Source organism: Paenibacillus phoenicis (genome assembly GCF_034718895.1).
GTDB classification, from domain to species: domain Bacteria; phylum Bacillota; class Bacilli; order Paenibacillales; family Paenibacillaceae; genus Fontibacillus; species Fontibacillus phoenicis.
Genome location: NZ_JAYERP010000001.1, coordinates 3,346,323 through 3,364,618 on the forward strand (window position 1 = coordinate 3,346,323; position 18,296 = coordinate 3,364,618).

The following is an 18,296-nucleotide window of genomic DNA, read 5'->3' on the forward strand; positions in this document are numbered from 1 at the left end:
TTCATCTCCCTCAAAACGACATCGTAAATCAAACTTGCCATGCCATGATATGAAAAAAAAGATGACTCCCTTCATCATGCGGGAAATCATCTCGAAAGCATATACCGACACATGATTAAGGGGGATCACGTATCGCTCACTTGTATTATACCTCTCATTGTAAGCGCTTTAATGTGATCTTTATTACACTTTACTTTCATTGTATCGTTGTCCGATACAGAATATACTTGAACAGTGTGTGTCAACGCATTGACCCCTAGATGAATATATATTAAATTTGAAACACCTGAAGAGAAAAGGAGGCGTACACATGGAGCAGCTGCTTGATTCCTTTGGGCGAAAACATGATTACCTGCGCATCTCCGTCACTGACCGATGCAATTTGCGCTGCGTCTATTGCATGCCCGCCGAAGGAATGGTGTTTCAACCGCATGAGGAAATCATGAGCTACGAGGAAATTGCCGAGACAGTATCGGCGCTTACTCCGATGGGCCTCCGCAAAATTCGGCTTACCGGCGGCGAACCGCTGGTGCGCAAAGATTTAGAACAACTTGTTGCCATGCTCTCCAGCATTCCGGGCATTGAAGATATTGCACTAACGACGAACGGCATGTTTCTTGCGAAAAAAGCGGAGCTGCTGAAGCAAGCGGGATTAAAACGGGTGAACATCAGTCTGGATTCACTGCGTCAGGACCGCTTCGCGATGATTACCCGCGGCGGTGAGGTGGAGAAGGTGCTGGAAGGCATTCAGGCCGCCGTCGAGGTCGGTTTTGAGCCGATTAAGCTCAACGTGGTCCTGATGAAAGGAATCAATGAGGATGAAATCCGCGATTTTATCGCGTTAACGTTAGATCAGCCGCTGCATGTTCGCTTTATCGAATATATGCCGATTGGCAGTGCCAGCGACACCTGGCGTAAAACCTACCTGCCTCTGACGGCCGTGGAAGACGTCTGCCGGGAAGCGGGCTGGGAAGTGGAAGGCGTCGAAGGTCCGCGCGGTAACGGTCCTGCCGAAAGCCGCCGCGTTGCGGGTGCCGCCGGAACGTTTGGGCTAATTCATCCGGTCAGCGAGCATTTCTGCGACAGCTGCAACCGGCTGCGCTTGACCGCTGACGGACATATCAAGGCCTGCCTGTATTGGTCGGATGAGCTGCACGTGCGCCCCTATGCCGCAGCCGGCGACCATGAAGGCATCCGCTCCCTGTTCCTGAAGGCGCTGGGAGCCAAGCCGAAGAACCATGAAATGGCGCTGGCTTTGGAGCGTAAGCAACAAAGCCATACGCCAACCGCCCGCCGGATGTCCCAGATCGGCGGCTAAACCCCAGAGCGGCCCGACGCTAACCAAGTCCGGGCCTGCTCATAGTCCTCCGGCTTGTTCATATTAAACGTGCACCACTCCAAGGGGAGGCCCGAAGCGTTGGCGAGGGCCTCCCCTTCGATATATTCGGTGCACAGCGTCTCGGTCCAAGCCGTCATTTTGAGGCGGCCTGCCCGCAGCCGTGCTTCCAAGCCTGGAAGCACGCTGCGCCGATAGGCCGCCAGCAGCGGATGGGCCCGCCCCTCCGTGCGGGCCAGGATCGCCTCGGCCGCTGCGAAGCCGCCCGGGGCGTCTGCTGCCATGCCGCTTGCCCGGTCAACCCGAGCCGCCGTTTCCTCCGCCGCCTCCGCCCGCTCCAGCAAAGCGCGGAACAGGCCGCGATTCGCGAACGGCGTATCGCAAGCGACCGCGAGGTTCCAGCGGGTCGTCGAGCTCTCCAACCCGGCATGCAACCCAGCCAGCGGTCCGGCCCCCGGATAACGGTCGGTCACGACTTCTTTGCCGAACCGTTCATAAACCGCCTTCGTCCCCCCTGCGATCACGATTCTTGAAGCCACTGTCTCCAGCTCTCGAATCAACCGTTCCAACACCGTTAAGCCGCCAAGCTCAAGCAGCGCCTTATCGCTGCCCATCCGGCTGGATCTTCCACCGGCTAAAATGATGGCGGTTGTGTTCATCAGTTTTCCCCCAATGCATAAATTATGGTAAAACCAAAAAAACTTGGTTTGTATCCCCTTTCACCTGTGTGTTACATTGGGATCATAGTCACAAGCTTCCCGCCTGTGACCATATGGACCCGGATAGAAAGGAATGGCTCGTTTGCAGGAAAAAAGACGATATTCGTCCTTTTCGTTGTTGCCGTTAGGTCTGCTTAACTTTTTTATTTACGGAACCTTGGTCATTTTCACTGCCTTTTTTCAATTATATTTACAGGACATCGGGATGGACAAGCTGGAGATTGGCAGCCTGATGGCCATCGGTCCCTTCATTTCTTTGGTGGCCCACCCGTTCTGGAAATCCCTGGGCGACCAAAGGCAGAATCCACGTGCCATCCTGCTAGCCATGCTGCTGGGCTTACTTATCATGGGACATCTCGTGTTTACGGTCAACACCTTTTCGATGTTGTACGTGACGATGATTCTGCTATATTTTTTCCTAAGCCCGCTGCTCTCGCAAAGCAATACCTTGACTCTCGGCTATATCGCAGAAACGCCGAAGCAATTCAGAACGTACCGCATTTGGGGCTCGCTCGGGTGGACGTTCATCGCGCTGGCCGCCGGACCCATCATCGATGCCGTCGGCCACGAGGGAAGCTCGCTGCTGTTTAGCGTAACGTTGATGCTGGCGATCGGTGCTACCCTGTTGCTGCCCACCATTCGCCAAGCGTCTCAAACCCCTTGGCTGAAGGGAGGGGAGCTGCGCCTGGCGCTAAAGAACAAGTACCTGCTGGTGTTCGTCCTCTTTAGCATGCTGGTAGCAATCCCTAATGCAATCAACACCATCTTTATGCCGCTGTTTATGATCGATCTCGGCGGAACGCGGTTGGCGGTCGGCGGTGCCGTGTTCTTATCGACCGTTTTTGAATTTCTCGCATTGATCCTGCTGGACCGCTTGATAAAGCGAAAATTATCCTATTTGCTCGCTTGCATCACCGTCGTCAGCCTGTTGTTTGCGATTCGCTGGGATTTGATGTCTGAAGCGACACTCCCGGTGCACATCTTGCTCATTCAACTGCTGCACTCCGTAACGTTTGGCGGATTCTTCTACGTCGGAACCAAGCTGATCGCTCTGCTGTTGCCGCGGCCGCTGAGATCAGCGGGACAAGCGGTCTATACCTTTGCTGCCAGCGGCCTTGCCTGCGTGATTGCGGGCTTCTGGGGCGGCTGGATATTTCAAAATTTCGGTCCGGTGGTGATGTACCGGTCCGGCGTCGCGTTAACACTAATCGGTGCGCTTGGGTTCGCCGCGATGTGGTATCAAATCCGCCATCACGGCTATTCGCCGGCAATGGACGATCTACATGATGAACCATAACAACCGGCCAGCTATATGCGCTGCCTGCCGATCTTACGAAATACGAAAGAAAACAATGCCGGATACCGTAACGCCCTCGCTCCCAAACGAGGTGACGCCGGTTGAGGGCATTGTTTTCTTTATTGCATCTCCATTGTAAAATATGAAATGCATTCCATAGCAACATCCTTTTTGATTTCATACAGGGAAGGAGCGGTTTGCCATGCCGAACATCAAACAGATCGCAGAAGCCGCCGGCGTCTCGGTCACAACCGTGTCCCGGGTACTGAACGGCCACCCCTACGTCAGTTCAGCCAAGCGGGAGGCGGTTGAAGAAGCCATTCGCCGGCTCAACTATTCGCGGAACATGAACGCCGTCCATTTGATTAAAGGTATGACGCAAACCATCGGCGTGATCCTGCCGAACATCAACCATTACTATTTTGCCAGGATCATGGAAGGCGTCGCCAAACAGGCGTTGAAAAACAACTACCAGCTGATGCTGTGCCAGACCGGCTACCGCCCGAACGAGGAACGCAAGGTGCTGGAGATGCTTCGCAACAAGCAGATGGACGGGTTGATCATCTGTTCACGAGCCCTGTCCCTCCGCGATATCGAAGTCTTTGCCGACTACGGTCCGATCGCGTTATGCGAGCGGGTGAGCGGCCGCAACCTCTCCTCGGTGTATATCGATCACTATGCCAGCTTTCAAACCGCGATCCGTTATCTCTGGGAAAAAGGGAAACGCCGCATCGCGTTTACAATCTACCGCCGTAACAGCCCCAGCAGCCGCAGCCGTCTGAAGGCTTACACTGATACCCTGGCGGCCTTGGGCGGGCAAGCCCGGGAGGATTGGGTGCTGGACGGCTACCTCGATTGGGAGGATGGCGCGGCGCTGGTGGACCGGCTGCTCGCGATGAACGAGCGCCCGGACGCCTTGCTCATCACCGGTGACCAAGTCGCCGCGGGGTTTATCCTCTCCGCACGCCTTCGCGGGATCGAGGTGCCGGGCGATTTCGCCGTCATCGGCTTCGATAACCAGCCGATCTCCAGCTTGCTTGGGATTACGACGATTGATAACCGGTTGTCGGAGATCGGAGAACGGGCGTTTTCCATCGTCCACGCGCAAATTTCTGGCGGCGAAGGCCAACCCGTCTCGGAGGAGCTTAGCTTTCAGTTTATCGAGCGAAGCTCGGTGTGAAACAGAAAAAAGGAGCCAGCAGAGATCTGCAAGGCTCCTTTTTGTACGCAGGGTTCTGCCGCCGTTAATGGCTTAGGCCTTCGGCAATTGGAACGAGCTTTTCAGCGACACGATACGGTTAAACACCGGTTGACCCGGCTTCGAATATTTCGTATCCACGTTAAAATACCCGTGCCGGAAGAATTGGAATTTATCCTGCGGCTTGGCATCCTTCATGTTAGGCTCTATGAATCCGTGAGCAATCGTCAGCGAGTTCGGGTTGATGAGATCGAGGAACGATTTCTCCTCGGCAGCTTCAGCGGCCGGTTCCGCAGCATCGCGCAGCTCCTCATCAACCAGGCCCTCCACCGTTTCCTCCAACGCCACGTCTGCCGTCTTCTCCGCTTCCTCTTCCAGGATCAGCGGTTCGTACAACCGGAATTCGGCAGGTACCGCTTGAGTAGCCTCCACCCAGTGGATGGTGCCTTTCACTTTACGGCCGGTGAAGCCGGTGCCGCTCTTCGTTTCCGGATCATACGTGCAGTGGATCTCCACCACATTGCCGTCCGCATCCTTGATCACATCGTTGCATTTCACGAAGTAAGCATTTTTCAGACGGACTTCGTTGCCCGGGAACAAACGGAAATATTTGCTCGGCGGATTCTCCATGAAGTCGTCCCGTTCGATGTATATCTCCCGCGAGAACGGAATTTTACGGCTGCCCATGTCCGGATTTTCAGGATTGTTCTCCGCATCCAGCCATTCGATTTGTCCTTCTGGATAGTTGGTGATCACAACCTTCAGCGGGTCCAGCACCGCCATCGTCCGCGGAGCTTTCAATTTCAAATCCTCGCGGATAAAATGCTCCAGCATTTTCGGATCCACGTTCCCGAAATTTTTGGAAATCCCGGTTTCGTAGACGAACGCTTTGATCGCTTCCGGTGTATAGCCGCGGCGGCGCAGACCGGAAATCGTCGGCATCCGCGGATCGTCCCAACCGTCAACGATGCCTTCATCCACCAGCTTTTTCAGCTTCCGCTTGCTGGTCACCGTTTGCGTCAAATTCAACCGGCCAAATTCGTATTGACGGGACACGTGCGGCATTTCCGTTTCGGCGATCGTCCAATCATAGAACGGGCGTTGATCCTCAAACTCGGTCGAGCATAAGGAATGGGTTATGCCCTCGATCGCATCCTCCAACGGATGAGCAAACGTGTACATCGGATAAATACACCATTTGTCGCCGGTGTTATGATGGGTTGCATGCACGATCCGGTAAATGACAGGGTCACGCAGGTTGATGTTCGGCGACGCCATATCGATTTTCGCACGCAGCACCTTTTCCCCATCCTTAAACTCACCGTTCCGCATCCGTTCGAACAGGTCAAGGTTTTCCTCAACCGATCGGTCGCGATATGGGCTGTTTTTCCCCGGCTCGGTGAGCGTTCCGCGCATCTCGCGAATTTGGTCCGCACTGAGATCATCAACGTAAGCTTTGCCTTTCTTGATCAGCAGCACGGCACGATTATACATCTCTTCAAAATAATCCGACGCAAAATGCAGCTCTTCCCACTCGAAGCCCAGCCATTTCACGTCTTCCTTAATCGAGTTGACGTACTCTACATCTTCTTTAACCGGGTTGGTGTCGTCAAACCGCAGGTGTGTCCGTCCGCCGAACTCGTCCGCCAACGCGAAGTTGATCCAGATCGCTTTGGCGTGTCCGATATGTAGGTAACCGTTTGGTTCCGGCGGGAACCGCGTAACTACGGTTTTCACCTTGCCGGATTTCAAATCTTCCGAAATGATGTTTTTAATAAAATTGGGAGGGGTGAAGTTGTTTTCCACGGGTATCAACCTTTCCATTCGAGTTCTTCCCCGAATTTTCTTCTTCTAAATATACCGATATCTTCCGAATAGTTCAATGCCTTAAGTACTAACGGACGCTTCACGCGCCGCGCTTGAATCGGGACTTCATCGGCTAAACCTTTCTCCACATTAATATATCGTCAACATACGTTCCGTTAATCAAAAATTCTTCAACAAGCCGGCCCTGTTCCACAAACCCGCAGTTTTTGTAAAAAGCGATGGCCCCTGGATTGCTGGCGAGCACGCGCAGCGACAACTTACGCACGCCCCGCTCGGCCGCCAACTTCACCAAGGCATCCATCAGCACCCGCCCTATGCCCTGCCGCTGGTACTTCGGATGGATCGCGATGTTCAGCTCAAGCACATGTTGGTTGCTGGGCAGCGGGGTCGGCGGCTTAAAACCGATATAGCCGCAGATCTCCTCGCCAATCCCAGCCACAATCTGGCTTCCCGGCGGGCAGCTCTGCAAATACTGCTCCCTCGACTCCCATTCCATTTTTTCCGCTGGCGTGTTGTTATAATCCCAGGTGATCTTGTCAATTTCTATTAAAGCGGCCGCATCACGCATTTCCGATAGACGCGTCCAGATTTCACGGTGATTCATGAACTTCATCCTTTCTACTACTCACTCAGCCAAACCCGACAGCTGCGGTCCACTCTCCCGGTTCACAGCGGCATGCACCAAGAAGGATACCACCGATAGCGCCGCAATGCCCACTGCCAGCCAAGCGACCGGCGTAAGTCCGTTCCAGTCAAACAGCATGCCCATCGCATAAGGTCCAGCAACGCGGCCAGCCGCTCCCATCCCGCCAACCAAACCGAGGTAAAACGGCGCCGCCTTCCCTGTCCGGTCAGAGATAAACGACGGAATCGCCGGAGAGATCAGCATTTCGCCGAAGGTGGTGAGCACCATTGCCGCAACCATGCTCGGGTACGTATGAAAGCTTAAGATTGTAGCGTAACCCAGCATGTAGAATATGGCACTCGCCGTCATTTGGGCTTGCGGGGAACCGGCAAAGGTCCGCTTTATCCATAAAGTAAAAGGTTGCCCCACAAAAATCAATAAACCGTTCAGCGTCCAGAGAATACTATAATTCCACTCCGGCATGCCTTGGGAGATGATATACGGCGATACGCCGTTGTTCCAAATACAGTTCCCGAGCCAGAGAAAAAACGACCCCACGCCCATAAACAGGTAAACAGGATACCAGCGTATCAGCGTCCAGACGCTTTGTCCTTCCACCGTTTTTTTGCGCTTCTGCACTTGCAGCTCGCCTTGAGTTTTTTGAACTTTGTTCAAATAAAACCAAAAAAACAAGGCAAACCCCGCCGATGTGAGTCCATTCAAAATAAAACTGAGGTCATACGATATCTGTGCCAAAAACCCGCTGATCGCCGTCCCCAAAGCCACACCAATATTGTTGGCGACGTAAATGACATTAAACAGTTCCCCGCGCTGCTCGGCAAAACGAAAGCCGATAAACGCTTGGATGGCCGGCATCGTCGTGGCATTAAAAAAACCAACCAGCAGCATCAGCAGCATAAACAAATGCCAATTCCCGCTTCCGTAGGGCAGCAGCATCAGGAATAGTGCCGTCAAAGCAAGACCGCCAACGATCAAGCGCTTGACGCCTAAACGATGGTACAGCGCTCCGCCCAGCAGCTGACCTGCAATCCCGCCGACGGACATGACGAGGATAACCAGACCGGCATCTGTCACTGTCCGCCCCAGCACTTTAAACACGAACATCGTGACCAAAGGCCACATCAACGAACCGCCGGCCGAGCTGATCAAGCTTGCGATTAAAAACACCTTGACTTCCCGCGGATAAGACTGCAGCCATCTCATCGTTATTCCCCCTCTGCTGCAACAGTTACATATATACAAAAAAGGAGGGCCACCAGGGCCCCCCACGATCAAATCAGATGGTTCGGCAAATTTTGCTTGTACAACGCCCAGATTATAATAGTATCGCCTAAAAGCGCAACTCAGGCAAGTACATATCTATCGGCGCTTAACATCCACCACGGTGGAAAAGAATACCGCTCCGCCGCCCATATCAGCCAACCGGTCTGGGGTTAAGGCGTTCGCGCGCGTACGCTTCCCGTCCTCCTGCTGCCACCATAACCCTTGGCTGACCACCGTGCCCGGCAGCATCTTGTCGGTGACGGACGCCGTAACGTCGTAGCTGCCGCGGTCATTCCACACCGTCACTTCGTCCCCATCAGCAATCCCGCGCGCAGCGGCATCGTCCGGATGAATTTGCAACACCGGACCTTTCTCCAGCGCCTTTAACTTCTCCACATTCCCAAACGTTGAGTTGAGGAAGCTGTGGTTTGGCGGGGAGATAAACATCAGCGGATACGGCGTGTCCTTGCCGGGACGGCGCTCACCGTCATAGCCTTCCACCAGCGGCACATACGTTGGTAACGGCGGTAGTCCTGCCCGCTCCAGCGTGGCGGAATACAGCTCGATCTTCCGCGACGGGGTCGGCAGATGGTCGAGCCAGGTTCGCTGCGGTTCCATGTTCAGCTTCACGAACCGCTGCTCCTTCAGCTTCTCCAGCGTCACGCCTTCCAGATACGGATTATGCTTGAAATCCAAAGCCTGCCGGATCATATCCTCTTCCGTGTCGCGGAACGCATCGTCGTCAAACCCCATCGCGGCCGCCAACAGCTTAAACGTTTCGACGTTGCTTTTGCTTTCGCCCCGGGGAGCGATCACCGGCTCTTGAAGCTGGATATAATGATGCCAGTAAGAACCGTACAAGTCCGTATTTTCAAAAGAGGACGTCGCCGGCAACACAATATCCGCGTATTTGGTCGTGTCCGTCAAAAAGAGATCATGCACCACGGTGAACAGGTCCTCCCGTAGAAGACCTTGCTCCACCTTCCCTGTATCCGGGGCTACAACCGCCGGATTGGCGCAGTAGACATACAAGGCGCGGATCGGCGGATCAAGCGTCAACAAGACGTCACCCAGCTGGTTCATGCTGACCGTACGCGCGCCCGGGTTGGGCCGCAGATCGGGGCGCTCGAGCGCGGTCGCGTTCATCTTGCTGTAAGCGCCGTTGGATTTGTAGGCGCCGCCCCCCGGCACGAGCCACTGGCCGGTTAACGCCGGCAGGCAGCTGATCGTGCGGACCGTCATCCCGCCATTGTCGTGATGCTGCAGGCCGTTGCCGATATGAATGTAGGCGGGCGAAGTTTCGCCATACAGAACGGCCAGCTTCACGATCGACTCGGCCGGTACGCCGGTGATCGCCGCCACACGCTCCGGCGTGTACTGCTTCACGTGCTCACGCAGCTCGGCATGGCCAACCGTATAGCGTTCCAAGAACGCTTCGTTCACCAGGCCACGTTCGAACAGCACGTGCATCATCCCAAGCGCCAACGCTGCGTCCGTGCCCGGATAAAGCGGGATAAACCAGTCGGCCCGCTGTCCTGTCCGGTTGCGGTGCACGTCGATGACGACGAGCTGTGCTCCCTGTTTGCGGGCTTTTTCGATCAGGGCAATCTGGTGCATGTTGGTGCTAACGAGGTTGCCGCCCCACACGATGATCAGCTTGGCCTTGACCGTCTCTTCCGGGCTCGTCCCGCCGCCAAATCCCATCGTATATCTCCATCCCGCAGTGCCCGCGGAATTGCATATGCCTTGTTGCAGCTGCGTCGCGCCCAAACGGTTGAAGAACCGCCGGTCCATCCCATCGACGCTCAAGATCCCCATATTGCCGTAAAAACTGTACGGCAGGATCGACTCCGACCCATACTCCCGGATCAATCCCTTATAACGATCCGCGATCTCTTGGATCGCTTCATCCCAGGTGATGCGTTCAAACTTCCCTTCCCCCTTGCGTCCAACGCGTTTCAGGGGATACAGCACCCGTTCGGGATGGTAGACCCGCTCCGCCATATTGCGGACCTTGTTGCAGATCGCGCCTTGCGTAATCGGGTGATCGGGGTTGCCGGTCACCTTGACGATTTTTCCATTCTCTTTATGAAGCAGCAAGCTGCACGTATCGGGACAATCCAGCGGACAAACCGCAGGAAACACCCCGTTAGGTTCATGGATCATGTTCCACCCCTCCTGTCTGTAGCCTATTGTAAGAATAAACGTCCCCGCCGTAAACCCCAAGACGGGAATTTCCTTATGGCGGGATGGTGTAATGCGAAATGGCGAGGTGGTAGGATGGTCAAGATGACGGATGGCCGGATGGCAGGTTGGCAGGGCCGGGGGCCGATGCCGGAGTGTGGGGGTGTTCCGCACACCTCTTTACACGATTATCCCCTTCGTTCAGGTGTATAACTTTGATTAATAATCCATCTTTACAAGTATCCCTTTCGTTCAGATATCCGTATTTGATTAGATATCCATCTTAGGTCGGTATCCATTTTGATCAGGTATCCGCTTTCTTCAGGTATCTTTTCGGGAGGTAGAGATTCGAAGGAAGGGGCGGTTGATGAGAGTTAATGAGGTTAATAAAGATATGAAGGATGATGAGGGTAACTTTCTAGCCCATAGCTGATCGGCTGGTTTGCTGGTTAGCTGGTTTGCTGCTAGTCGAGGCTCACTTTTATCCTTACAAATTCTTTCTGATTCATCGGGATAATGGTGTAAAAAGCGCTCCGGCAGACAGCAAACCCAGCCCAGCCCAACCAAACCGGTTTATCCGTGTTCTCTCGCCGCTACAGATGACGTAGCCAACTCAGTAACCTGTGCGTCTTTGGACCCTTTATCCTTCAGAAAAGCAGTCCAATACGCCGAAGCCACGAAGATGGCCCCGCCGGTCAAATTCCCCAGCCATACCGGCACAAAGTTACCCAAGTATTCGCCCCAGGAGTAATACCCTTCAAAGATCGCTGCGGGAATCAGGAACATATTCGCAACAACGTGCTGGAAGCCGATCGCGACAAAGGCCATCGTTGGGAACCAGATGCCCAAGATTTTACCGCTCATATTGTCTGCACCATAAGACAGCCAAACCGCCAAAGCAACCAGCCAGTTGCAGCCGATCCCGGACACAAACGCTTGCAGGAAGCTGTCGTCCAGCTTATGACCGGCCATATCGACCAGCTTCTCAAGATAAGGTCCGCTGGCTGTTAAGCCAACCACATGCCCGAAAAAATAAGCAACGAACAAAGCGCCAACGAAATTGCTCAAAGTGATGAGGACGAGATTTTTGCACACGTCACCAGTGGAAATCCGCCCCGCCATCCGTGCTAACGGCACAGCCATCATATTGCCGGTCAACAGCTCACCGCCCGCCAGCAGCACGAGGATCAGCCCGATCGGGAAAACCGCAGCCCCAATGAAATTGGCGATACTGCCCCATTCCGCCGGAGCGCTGCTGATCACGCGAATATCAAGAAGGAAGCCAAGCGCGATAAACGCCCCGCCCAAAAAACCAAGAATCAATACGGTAAGCAGCGGATAATGTGCTTTTTTGACGCCATATTCCACGGATACTTCGGCAATTTGCGCAGGTTTTGAATAAGCCATGATCCTGTCTCCTTTATATGTCACTTCTAAACGACACTTCACAGGTCATTCGTCGTTATTAAGACGTGTTTATTGTAGCGTGCGAGTCTACCTCGAAAAAATAACATAGATCACGTTAACGTTTTCACAAAGCCGGTGTTGCATCATGAACACAAAAGACCCCTTCCGGAGCAATCCCGGAAAGGGTCTTTAACCTACACGTTAACCGTGCATTTACTTGGATGGTGCGGCGATCCCGTCCAATATTAACTGCCATACGGCATCGAAATCTGCATCAATCCCTTCATTCGTCCATTGGCGGAAGTGCGCAGGATGATGAAAGTGCAGGAACGCCAGAAAGATGGCTCTTGCGGCTTCCTTTGGCTCCAGCGCTTTGAATTCTCCCGCACGAATGAACTCGCTGATATTTTTTTCTTAGGCGTGAACAGTTTCCCGCTTCGGAACTTCCGGCAGCACCTCTAAGCCTGCGCTGTTCAAGAAATTCCACGGCTTGTTGTAATGAGGTTGGAAGAAGAAATCAACGAAAGCGAGCTCTTCCATTTTCATTCCGTTTTGGATGCATACCGAAATCGTGTTGATCGACTGAGTCAGATCCACCTTCGACATGATTTGTGCACCCAGGATCCGGCGAGTATTTTTCTCATAGACCACCTTCAGCATGACCGGCTCATGGGTTGGCATAAATTCCGGTCGGTAGTTGTCGGTGATGAGTACCGCCTCTGCATCCAAACCGGCGTCCTTGGCCGCTGCTAAAGTTAAACCGGTCCCGGCGATGTTATCCTCGTAAATTTTAATCCCCGAAGTGCCTTGGGTACCCATATACTTCACGGTTGGCGCAACCAAATTTCGCGCTACCAACGTCCCCATGCGAACGGCGTTGGTTGCCAGCGGGATATAGGCATGCTTGCCTGTCGGGTTATAGAAGACGGCGCAGCTGTCGCCTGCCGCATACACATCCGGCTTCGAGGTGCGCATATATTCGTCCACAATGATCGCGCCGTTGTCCAGCATGTCGACCTGACCTTTTAACAGCTCCGTGTTAGGACGGAACCCAATGCACATGATCACCAGGTCTGCAGCGTATGTGCCTTTATCGGTGATGACTTTCGTTACTTTGCCGTTCTCGCCTTCAAAGCGCGTGACCTTTTGGCCTAAAGCCAGCTCGATGCCGTGTTCGCGGAGCGATTGTTCGATCTTGTCCGTGTACTCCGGATCGAGGTATTTGCTCAAAATACGGTCCTCCGCATCGATCAACGTAACTTGCTTCCCATTAAGCTGGAACGCTTCAACCAGCTCCACGCCGATGTAGCCTGCGCCGACAACAACGATATGTTTGGCTTGCTGCGCTTTTTCGATGATGGTGTTGGAGTGGTTATAGTTCTTCGAAAGCAAAATATTCTCCAGATCACTGCCCTCAAATTTCGGTACGATCGGCCACGACCCCGTCGTGACAATCAGCTTGTCGAAGCGATCTTCAAACACTTCGCCCGTCTCCAGGTTCCGGGCTTGAAGGACTTTCGCATCCGTATCTACCGATACGACTTCGTGCCGCATCTTTGTATTTACACCCAGCTCAGCCAATTGCTGCGGCGAGGAATAGAACAGCCCCTGAGGATCCTTAACCATCCCTCCGACATAAAGAGCGATGCCGCACGACAAGAACGAGATATTGTCGTTCCGTTCATATACGGTAATTTCCGCATCCGGGTAAAGTTTGGCCGTATTAACGATCGCCGCCGTGCCTGCATGGGTACATCCGATAACTGCTACTTTCATGATTTCTTCCTCCTCCATAATCAATACCTGTTTGATTGTGTATAGCTAATTTCTTAACTTGTGAAAATCGTCACTTATAAAACTCGAGTTGTTGTGAAATATTTCACTTCATGGTTCTTATTATAGTGTGACTTTTTTCACATTGCAAGAGGGAAAAGAAAGTAAAATTTCTCAATTTAAAATATCCGAAAGGCCCCTATGGCTCCTTCTCGCGCGCCTCTTTGCACGATTATCCCTTTGGTTCAGAATTGGGGAACCCTTATCAGACTTCCCTTCGATTTGGGATATTAAGCTGGAAGGTTGAGGGATCGGAAAAAAGAAAAGCACTTAGACAACTCCTGAAGCCTCTTCAGGATCGCCAAGTGCTCGTTATTCATATTGCGTATGTAGAAACCAACAACCGCGCGCATCCTTACCCCTGCGATAGCCGTCTCTTTATTGCGCTTGAGCCGCAGCAAGCTGCTGACGGATCTCGGCGTATTTGGCCTCCCGCTCCGGCTTGGTGAGCTTGGGACATCCGTAACAGTAGCCATGGCCGGTGTCCGTCCGATAGGCTAAGCAACAAGTTGGTTTCATCGGCGATTTCTCGCCTGGCCGATAAGGATCATCCAGCAACACTTCCTTGATCCGATACGGATTGCGCTTTAGGCCAAATACCTCGGCTGGCAGCTCCTTCACGAACTCGTACTCCTCCAGAAGCCGAGAACGCAAGGTTTCCTCCTCCAGACGCCCGGCGATGGCATGGACGTAATATTGCACGCCTAACGGCAGCTGCCCCCACAGCTGCGCAACCGGCAGCTTCGAGACTGCAGCAATATTTTCCATGACTGGTCGCAGCACTTCGCCATAAAAACGGGTCAGCTCGCGGGTCTGCCAGGACAGACGGTCACCGGTTGGCCAAGGCTGTTCAGCCTTATCGTTCAGCACAAAATAAACCCAAGGGAATCCGTTGACCATCACGAGTTGCAGGGTGAGATTTTCGAGCGAAAAATGCAGCTTGCCCGAGGCCACCGACCCCATGTAGTGCAGCGCTGCACACACCACCCGCCAGCTCGTAGCGAAATAGGTTGCGGATACTTGAAGATCAAGCCCCTTAATTTTCTCCTGGTAGATTTCCAAAAAAGCCACCAGCTGCCCGCGATCCAACAGCATCTCAGCGGGCATCGTGAAAAAGGCATCCGTCCGCTGCTCTGTTACAATCGCCAATTGCTGCTCCAGCAGCTGATAATTGATGTTCATCTTTGGTTCCCCCACTACAGGAACGAGACGACTTTGGGCGAAACCTCTTCCGGTCCATCATTTTTGCCCTTGCGTACTTTGCCTTCGGCTGCAGCCCGGTACAGCTCATAAGGGAGGCACAGCGGTACGCCACTCCGCGGATCGGTCACGATATCCGCCTCGATGCCAAACACGTCGCGCAGCACTTTGGAGGTCACAACCTCTTCCGGTGTACCGGAAGCGACGGCCTGGCCTTGCTTGATCGCAATCATGTAATGCGCGTAACGAGCGGCATGATTCAAATCATGGACAACCATTACAATCGTCCGGTTGGATGTGGCATTCAGCTCTTCAAGCAGTTGAAGCACTTCCAACTGATGGGCCATATCCAGGAACGTCGTAGGTTCGTCGAGGAACAGGATATCCGTCTCCTGCGCCAGCGCCATGGCGATCCAGGCCCGCTGCCGTTGACCGCCGGACAGATGCTCTAAGGCCCGGTCACTGAACTCGGTCATGCGGGTGGCTTCGATCGCCCACTCCACAATTTTCCGGTCCTCGGCCTTCAGACCTCCAAACCCCTTCTGATGCGGAAAACGCCCGTACGATACAAGCTCATAGACCGTTAATCCTTCCGGGGCGGTTGGGTTTTGCGGAAGAATCGCCAGCTGCTTGGCTACTTCCCGCGTCGACTGCTTATGGATCGATTTGCCGTTCAGCAGCACGCTGCCGGACTTCGGCTGAAGGATCCGAGCCATCGTTTTCAGGACCGTTGATTTACCGGAGCCGTTCGCGCCAACCAACGCCGTGATTTTCCCCTCGGGAATCGAAATGTTTAAGTCTTCGACAATCAGACGATCCTCATAGGCAATGTCTAGATGCGAAGTTTTTAAGGAAACCATGGCACTCATCCTTTCCGTGTCCAACTGAATAAACCCACCAATGTATCATTGTAAAAAGAGTCTATATCACGACTTCATCTTAGATTCATAAAAACTTCATCTTCTTAAAGATACTGATAATCATTATCAGGTGTCAACTGTTAATTTTATTAGGTTCCTTCGCTGGATGGAAAATCTAAAAAAGACGCCCGCAGGCGTCTTTCCTGGATGAGCTCATGATCTCGAAAAATCCCATGAAATCACTGGCCCGAAACCGGGACGGCATCATAGTATTCTTCCAACGTAATGCCGCGTTTGCCGATGTCGGCCGCGATTTCTTTCCCTACATAACGCAGGTGCCATGGCTCATATTTGTAGCCGGTAATGTCTTCCTTCCCTTTCGGATAACGAATGATAAAGCCGTATTCGGTGGCATGATCCGCCAGCCAGGCCGCTTCCTTCGTGTCACCGAAGCAGCTTTCCGCTGCGCATTTGCCATCGCTGCCTGATACGTCGATCGCCAGACCCGTCTCATGCTCGCTGTGGCCCGGAACCGCGCTGTACGTCTTCGCGACTTCCTCGCCGTCCTTCTCCACGTAACGGTTAAACAGCGCCGTTTGGGTCTTATGTGAACGGTACGCCGACACGCCGGCCAGATAGATACCGTCTTTCTCGGCTCCAGCGAACAGCTCCTCGAGCGCCTTTGCCGCCTCTTTGCGCATCATGCGTTTTTCGATTTTTTCTTTGAATGTAAACCGGACGTCGGGATAGACCAGATCCTTCGGCTCGTAATCCTCCGGTAAAGCAAATTGCTTGTTGATCAGCACCGCCACGCTGTACGGATCCCCCATCGCTGCGCGGTCCCCTCCGCTGCTGTCGCTGGAACCGTCAGGGGCCTGTGCCGAATCGCTGGAATCCCCGTTCCCGGTAATGCCGCCGTTTGCTGCGTTATTGCCTTCCGTAGCTTGGTCGTCCATGGTGTCGGTGTCGTTGGCGGCATTGTCCCCCGCACCGTTATTTGCGCCGGCGGCCGTGTTCGTGCTGTTCTGTGCCGGTGTCTGCGGAGCGTCGGCCGCTTGTTTGCCGCAGCCTGCGATTAATACCGCTGTTAACAACAGCGCCATCGCCGCAGTCACCACGCCTTTCTTGCTGTTCATCCTGGTTCCTCCCTGTGGCGGTGCCTGGATTGACGTTTCTCAGGCACCTGTTGTGTATTCTACTATCCTTTTAACGTTAACGGATGGAGTGCGTAAGAAGTTACATGGAAATTCGAGGGCGCCGGCTACCGCCCCCGGCGCCCTCGCCCTCCGCCGCGGCCGCTCTGCCCGCGGCGGCCCGGCCCACGGCGGCCCGGCCCTGGCGCGCGCGAGGCGCCCCCGGCGGCGCCGCTCTTCTCATATCGCTGCCGCTCCAGCTTGCGGCCGATGCCCCGCTCGATCAGGCGCAGCGCCTCCATATCCTTCGGCGCGGCGAACGTCACGGCCACGCCCTTCTCCCCGGCGCGGCCCGTCCGCCCGATGCGGTGGATGTAGCTGTCCACATCGTGCGGAATGTCGTAGTTGAAGACGTGGGTGACCCCTTCCACGTCGATCCCGCGCGCCGCGACGTCCGTCGCGACCAGCAGCTCCAGCTTCGCGCTGCGGAACGCGCGCATCACCTGCTCGCGCTTCGCCTGCGATAAGTCGCCGTGCAGTTCGTCCGACTGGAAGCCCGCGGCCTGCAGCGCTTCATTCAGCGTGCTGGCCCGGCGCTTCGTGCGGCAGAAGATCACGGCCAGATAGGGACGCTGGCTGCGGATCGACTCGATCAGCGCGCTCTGCTTGGTGCGGTCCGTGCATTCCACCAGGATCTGCCGGATGCTGTCCAGCGTCACGCGCGAGGTTTCGGCGATCTGGATGTCGCGCGGCTTGTCCATATACGTTTTTGCCAAGCGCTTCACATTGCCCGGCATCGTTGCCGAGAACAACATCGTTTGGCGGCTGCGCGGAACGAGCGACAGAATCTCCTCCACCTCAGCCAAAAAGCCCATATGCAGCATCTGGTCCGCTTCATCGAGCACCAAGTAGCGAACGGCGCCCAGCGTCAGCGAGCCCCGCCGCAAATGATCCAGCAGCCGGCCCGGCGTGCCGATGACCAGCTGTGCACCATTTTTCAGCTTGCGCAGCTGCCGCTCCACGTCCTGACCGCCGTAGGCAGCCAGGACGGAGAGGCCTTCCATCGCCTCCGCCAGCTTGCGGGCCTCCGCAGTAATTTGAATCGCCAGCTCCCGCGTCGGGGTAATGATCAGCGCCTGCGCCTCAGGGCGCTCCGGGCGGATCTTCTCCAAAATAGGCAGCAGAAACGCCAGCGTCTTGCCCGTGCCGGTCTGCGCCTGCACGATCGCGTCCTCGCCCGACTGCAGCACAGGGATCGCTGCCGCCTGCACCGGCGTCGGGTTCACGATGCCTTGTCCCTGCAGCTTGCGAACCAGGAGGGGCGATACATTTAAACTCTCAAAAGTTGTCAACAGGTTTCACCTCATCTTCTTCAGCTTCCCTATTGTAACAC

14 protein-coding genes and 1 pseudogene are annotated in these 18,296 nt (G+C 54.4%); 3 read left to right on the forward strand and 12 right to left on the reverse strand.

What is annotated here, in order from left to right; translation table 11 throughout:
* The first annotated feature begins 310 nt into the window (after nt 1-310).
* The gene (gene moaA, locus U9M73_RS15890) at nt 311-1,318 is read left to right on the forward strand and encodes a GTP 3',8-cyclase MoaA (RefSeq protein ID WP_323078018.1); all 1,008 of its coding nucleotides are present in this window, start codon (nt 311-313) and stop codon (nt 1,316-1,318) included.
* Here the strand turns inward: moaA and mobA are convergent.
* A complete protein-coding gene (mobA, locus tag U9M73_RS15895; RefSeq protein WP_050769692.1) occupies nt 1,315-1,995 on the reverse strand; it encodes a molybdenum cofactor guanylyltransferase in 681 nt (226 codons plus the stop codon). The two genes, moaA and mobA, sit on opposite strands and share 4 nt — an antisense overlap.
* Before the next feature lie 133 nt (nt 1,996-2,128).
* Between mobA and U9M73_RS15900 the strand changes: the two genes are divergently transcribed.
* Nucleotides 2,129-3,352, forward strand: coding sequence for an MFS transporter (locus U9M73_RS15900; protein ID WP_323078020.1), 1,224 nt, complete (start codon nt 2,129-2,131; stop codon nt 3,350-3,352).
* A 202-nt stretch (nt 3,353-3,554) separates the two neighbouring features.
* The gene (locus U9M73_RS15905) at nt 3,555-4,532 is read left to right on the forward strand and encodes a LacI family DNA-binding transcriptional regulator (protein ID WP_009223706.1); all 978 of its coding nucleotides are present in this window, start codon (nt 3,555-3,557) and stop codon (nt 4,530-4,532) included.
* 72 nt (nt 4,533-4,604) lie between these two features.
* Here the strand turns inward: U9M73_RS15905 and U9M73_RS15910 are convergent, their stop codons facing one another.
* The 11 genes and pseudogenes from U9M73_RS15910 to U9M73_RS15955 form a co-directional block, all read right to left on the reverse strand.
* Nucleotides 4,605-6,374, reverse strand: coding sequence for a glutamine--tRNA ligase/YqeY domain fusion protein (locus U9M73_RS15910; protein WP_009223705.1), 1,770 nt, complete (start codon nt 6,372-6,374; stop codon nt 4,605-4,607).
* A gap of 115 nt (nt 6,375-6,489) precedes the next feature.
* Entirely contained in the window at nt 6,490-6,981 is a 492-nt protein-coding gene (locus tag U9M73_RS15915) for a GNAT family N-acetyltransferase (RefSeq protein WP_260071035.1), read from the reverse strand.
* A 21-nt stretch (nt 6,982-7,002) separates the two neighbouring features.
* On the reverse strand, nt 7,003-8,226 hold the full coding sequence (locus tag U9M73_RS15920; RefSeq protein ID WP_260071036.1) for an MFS transporter: 1,224 nt from the start codon (nt 8,224-8,226) through the stop codon (nt 7,003-7,005).
* A gap of 156 nt (nt 8,227-8,382) precedes the next feature.
* Nucleotides 8,383-10,452, reverse strand: a complete 2,070-nt coding sequence (locus U9M73_RS15925; protein ID WP_323078021.1) for a molybdopterin-containing oxidoreductase family protein — start codon at nt 10,450-10,452, stop codon at nt 8,383-8,385.
* A gap of 591 nt (nt 10,453-11,043) precedes the next feature.
* A complete protein-coding gene (locus tag U9M73_RS15930; protein WP_009223701.1) occupies nt 11,044-11,877 on the reverse strand; it encodes a formate/nitrite transporter family protein in 834 nt (277 codons plus the stop codon).
* Nucleotides 11,878-12,090: 213 nt separating this feature from the next.
* Nucleotides 12,091-12,282 carry a hypothetical protein gene (locus tag U9M73_RS22220; RefSeq protein WP_407673983.1) on the reverse strand — a complete coding sequence of 64 codons (192 nt, stop codon included), beginning with the start codon at nt 12,280-12,282 and terminating at the stop codon, nt 12,091-12,093.
* A gap of 9 nt (nt 12,283-12,291) precedes the next feature.
* A complete protein-coding gene (locus tag U9M73_RS15935) occupies nt 12,292-13,653 on the reverse strand; it encodes an FAD-dependent oxidoreductase (protein ID WP_009223700.1) in 1,362 nt (453 codons plus the stop codon).
* A 435-nt stretch (nt 13,654-14,088) separates the two neighbouring features.
* Nucleotides 14,089-14,892 (reverse strand): hypothetical protein, encoded by an 804-nt coding sequence (locus U9M73_RS15940; protein WP_009223699.1) that lies wholly within the window; start codon nt 14,890-14,892, stop codon nt 14,089-14,091.
* 14 nt (nt 14,893-14,906) lie between these two features.
* Complete coding sequence (locus tag U9M73_RS15945; protein ID WP_009223698.1) at nt 14,907-15,770, reverse strand: ABC transporter ATP-binding protein; 864 nt, start codon at nt 15,768-15,770, stop codon at nt 14,907-14,909.
* A gap of 239 nt (nt 15,771-16,009) precedes the next feature.
* The gene (locus U9M73_RS15950) at nt 16,010-16,906 is read right to left on the reverse strand and encodes a M15 family metallopeptidase (protein ID WP_009223697.1); all 897 of its coding nucleotides are present in this window, start codon (nt 16,904-16,906) and stop codon (nt 16,010-16,012) included.
* A gap of 128 nt (nt 16,907-17,034) precedes the next feature.
* Nucleotides 17,035-18,255, reverse strand: a pseudogene (locus tag U9M73_RS15955) (DEAD/DEAH box helicase); the annotation flags it as partial.
* Nucleotides 18,256-18,296: the final 41 nt, after the last annotated feature.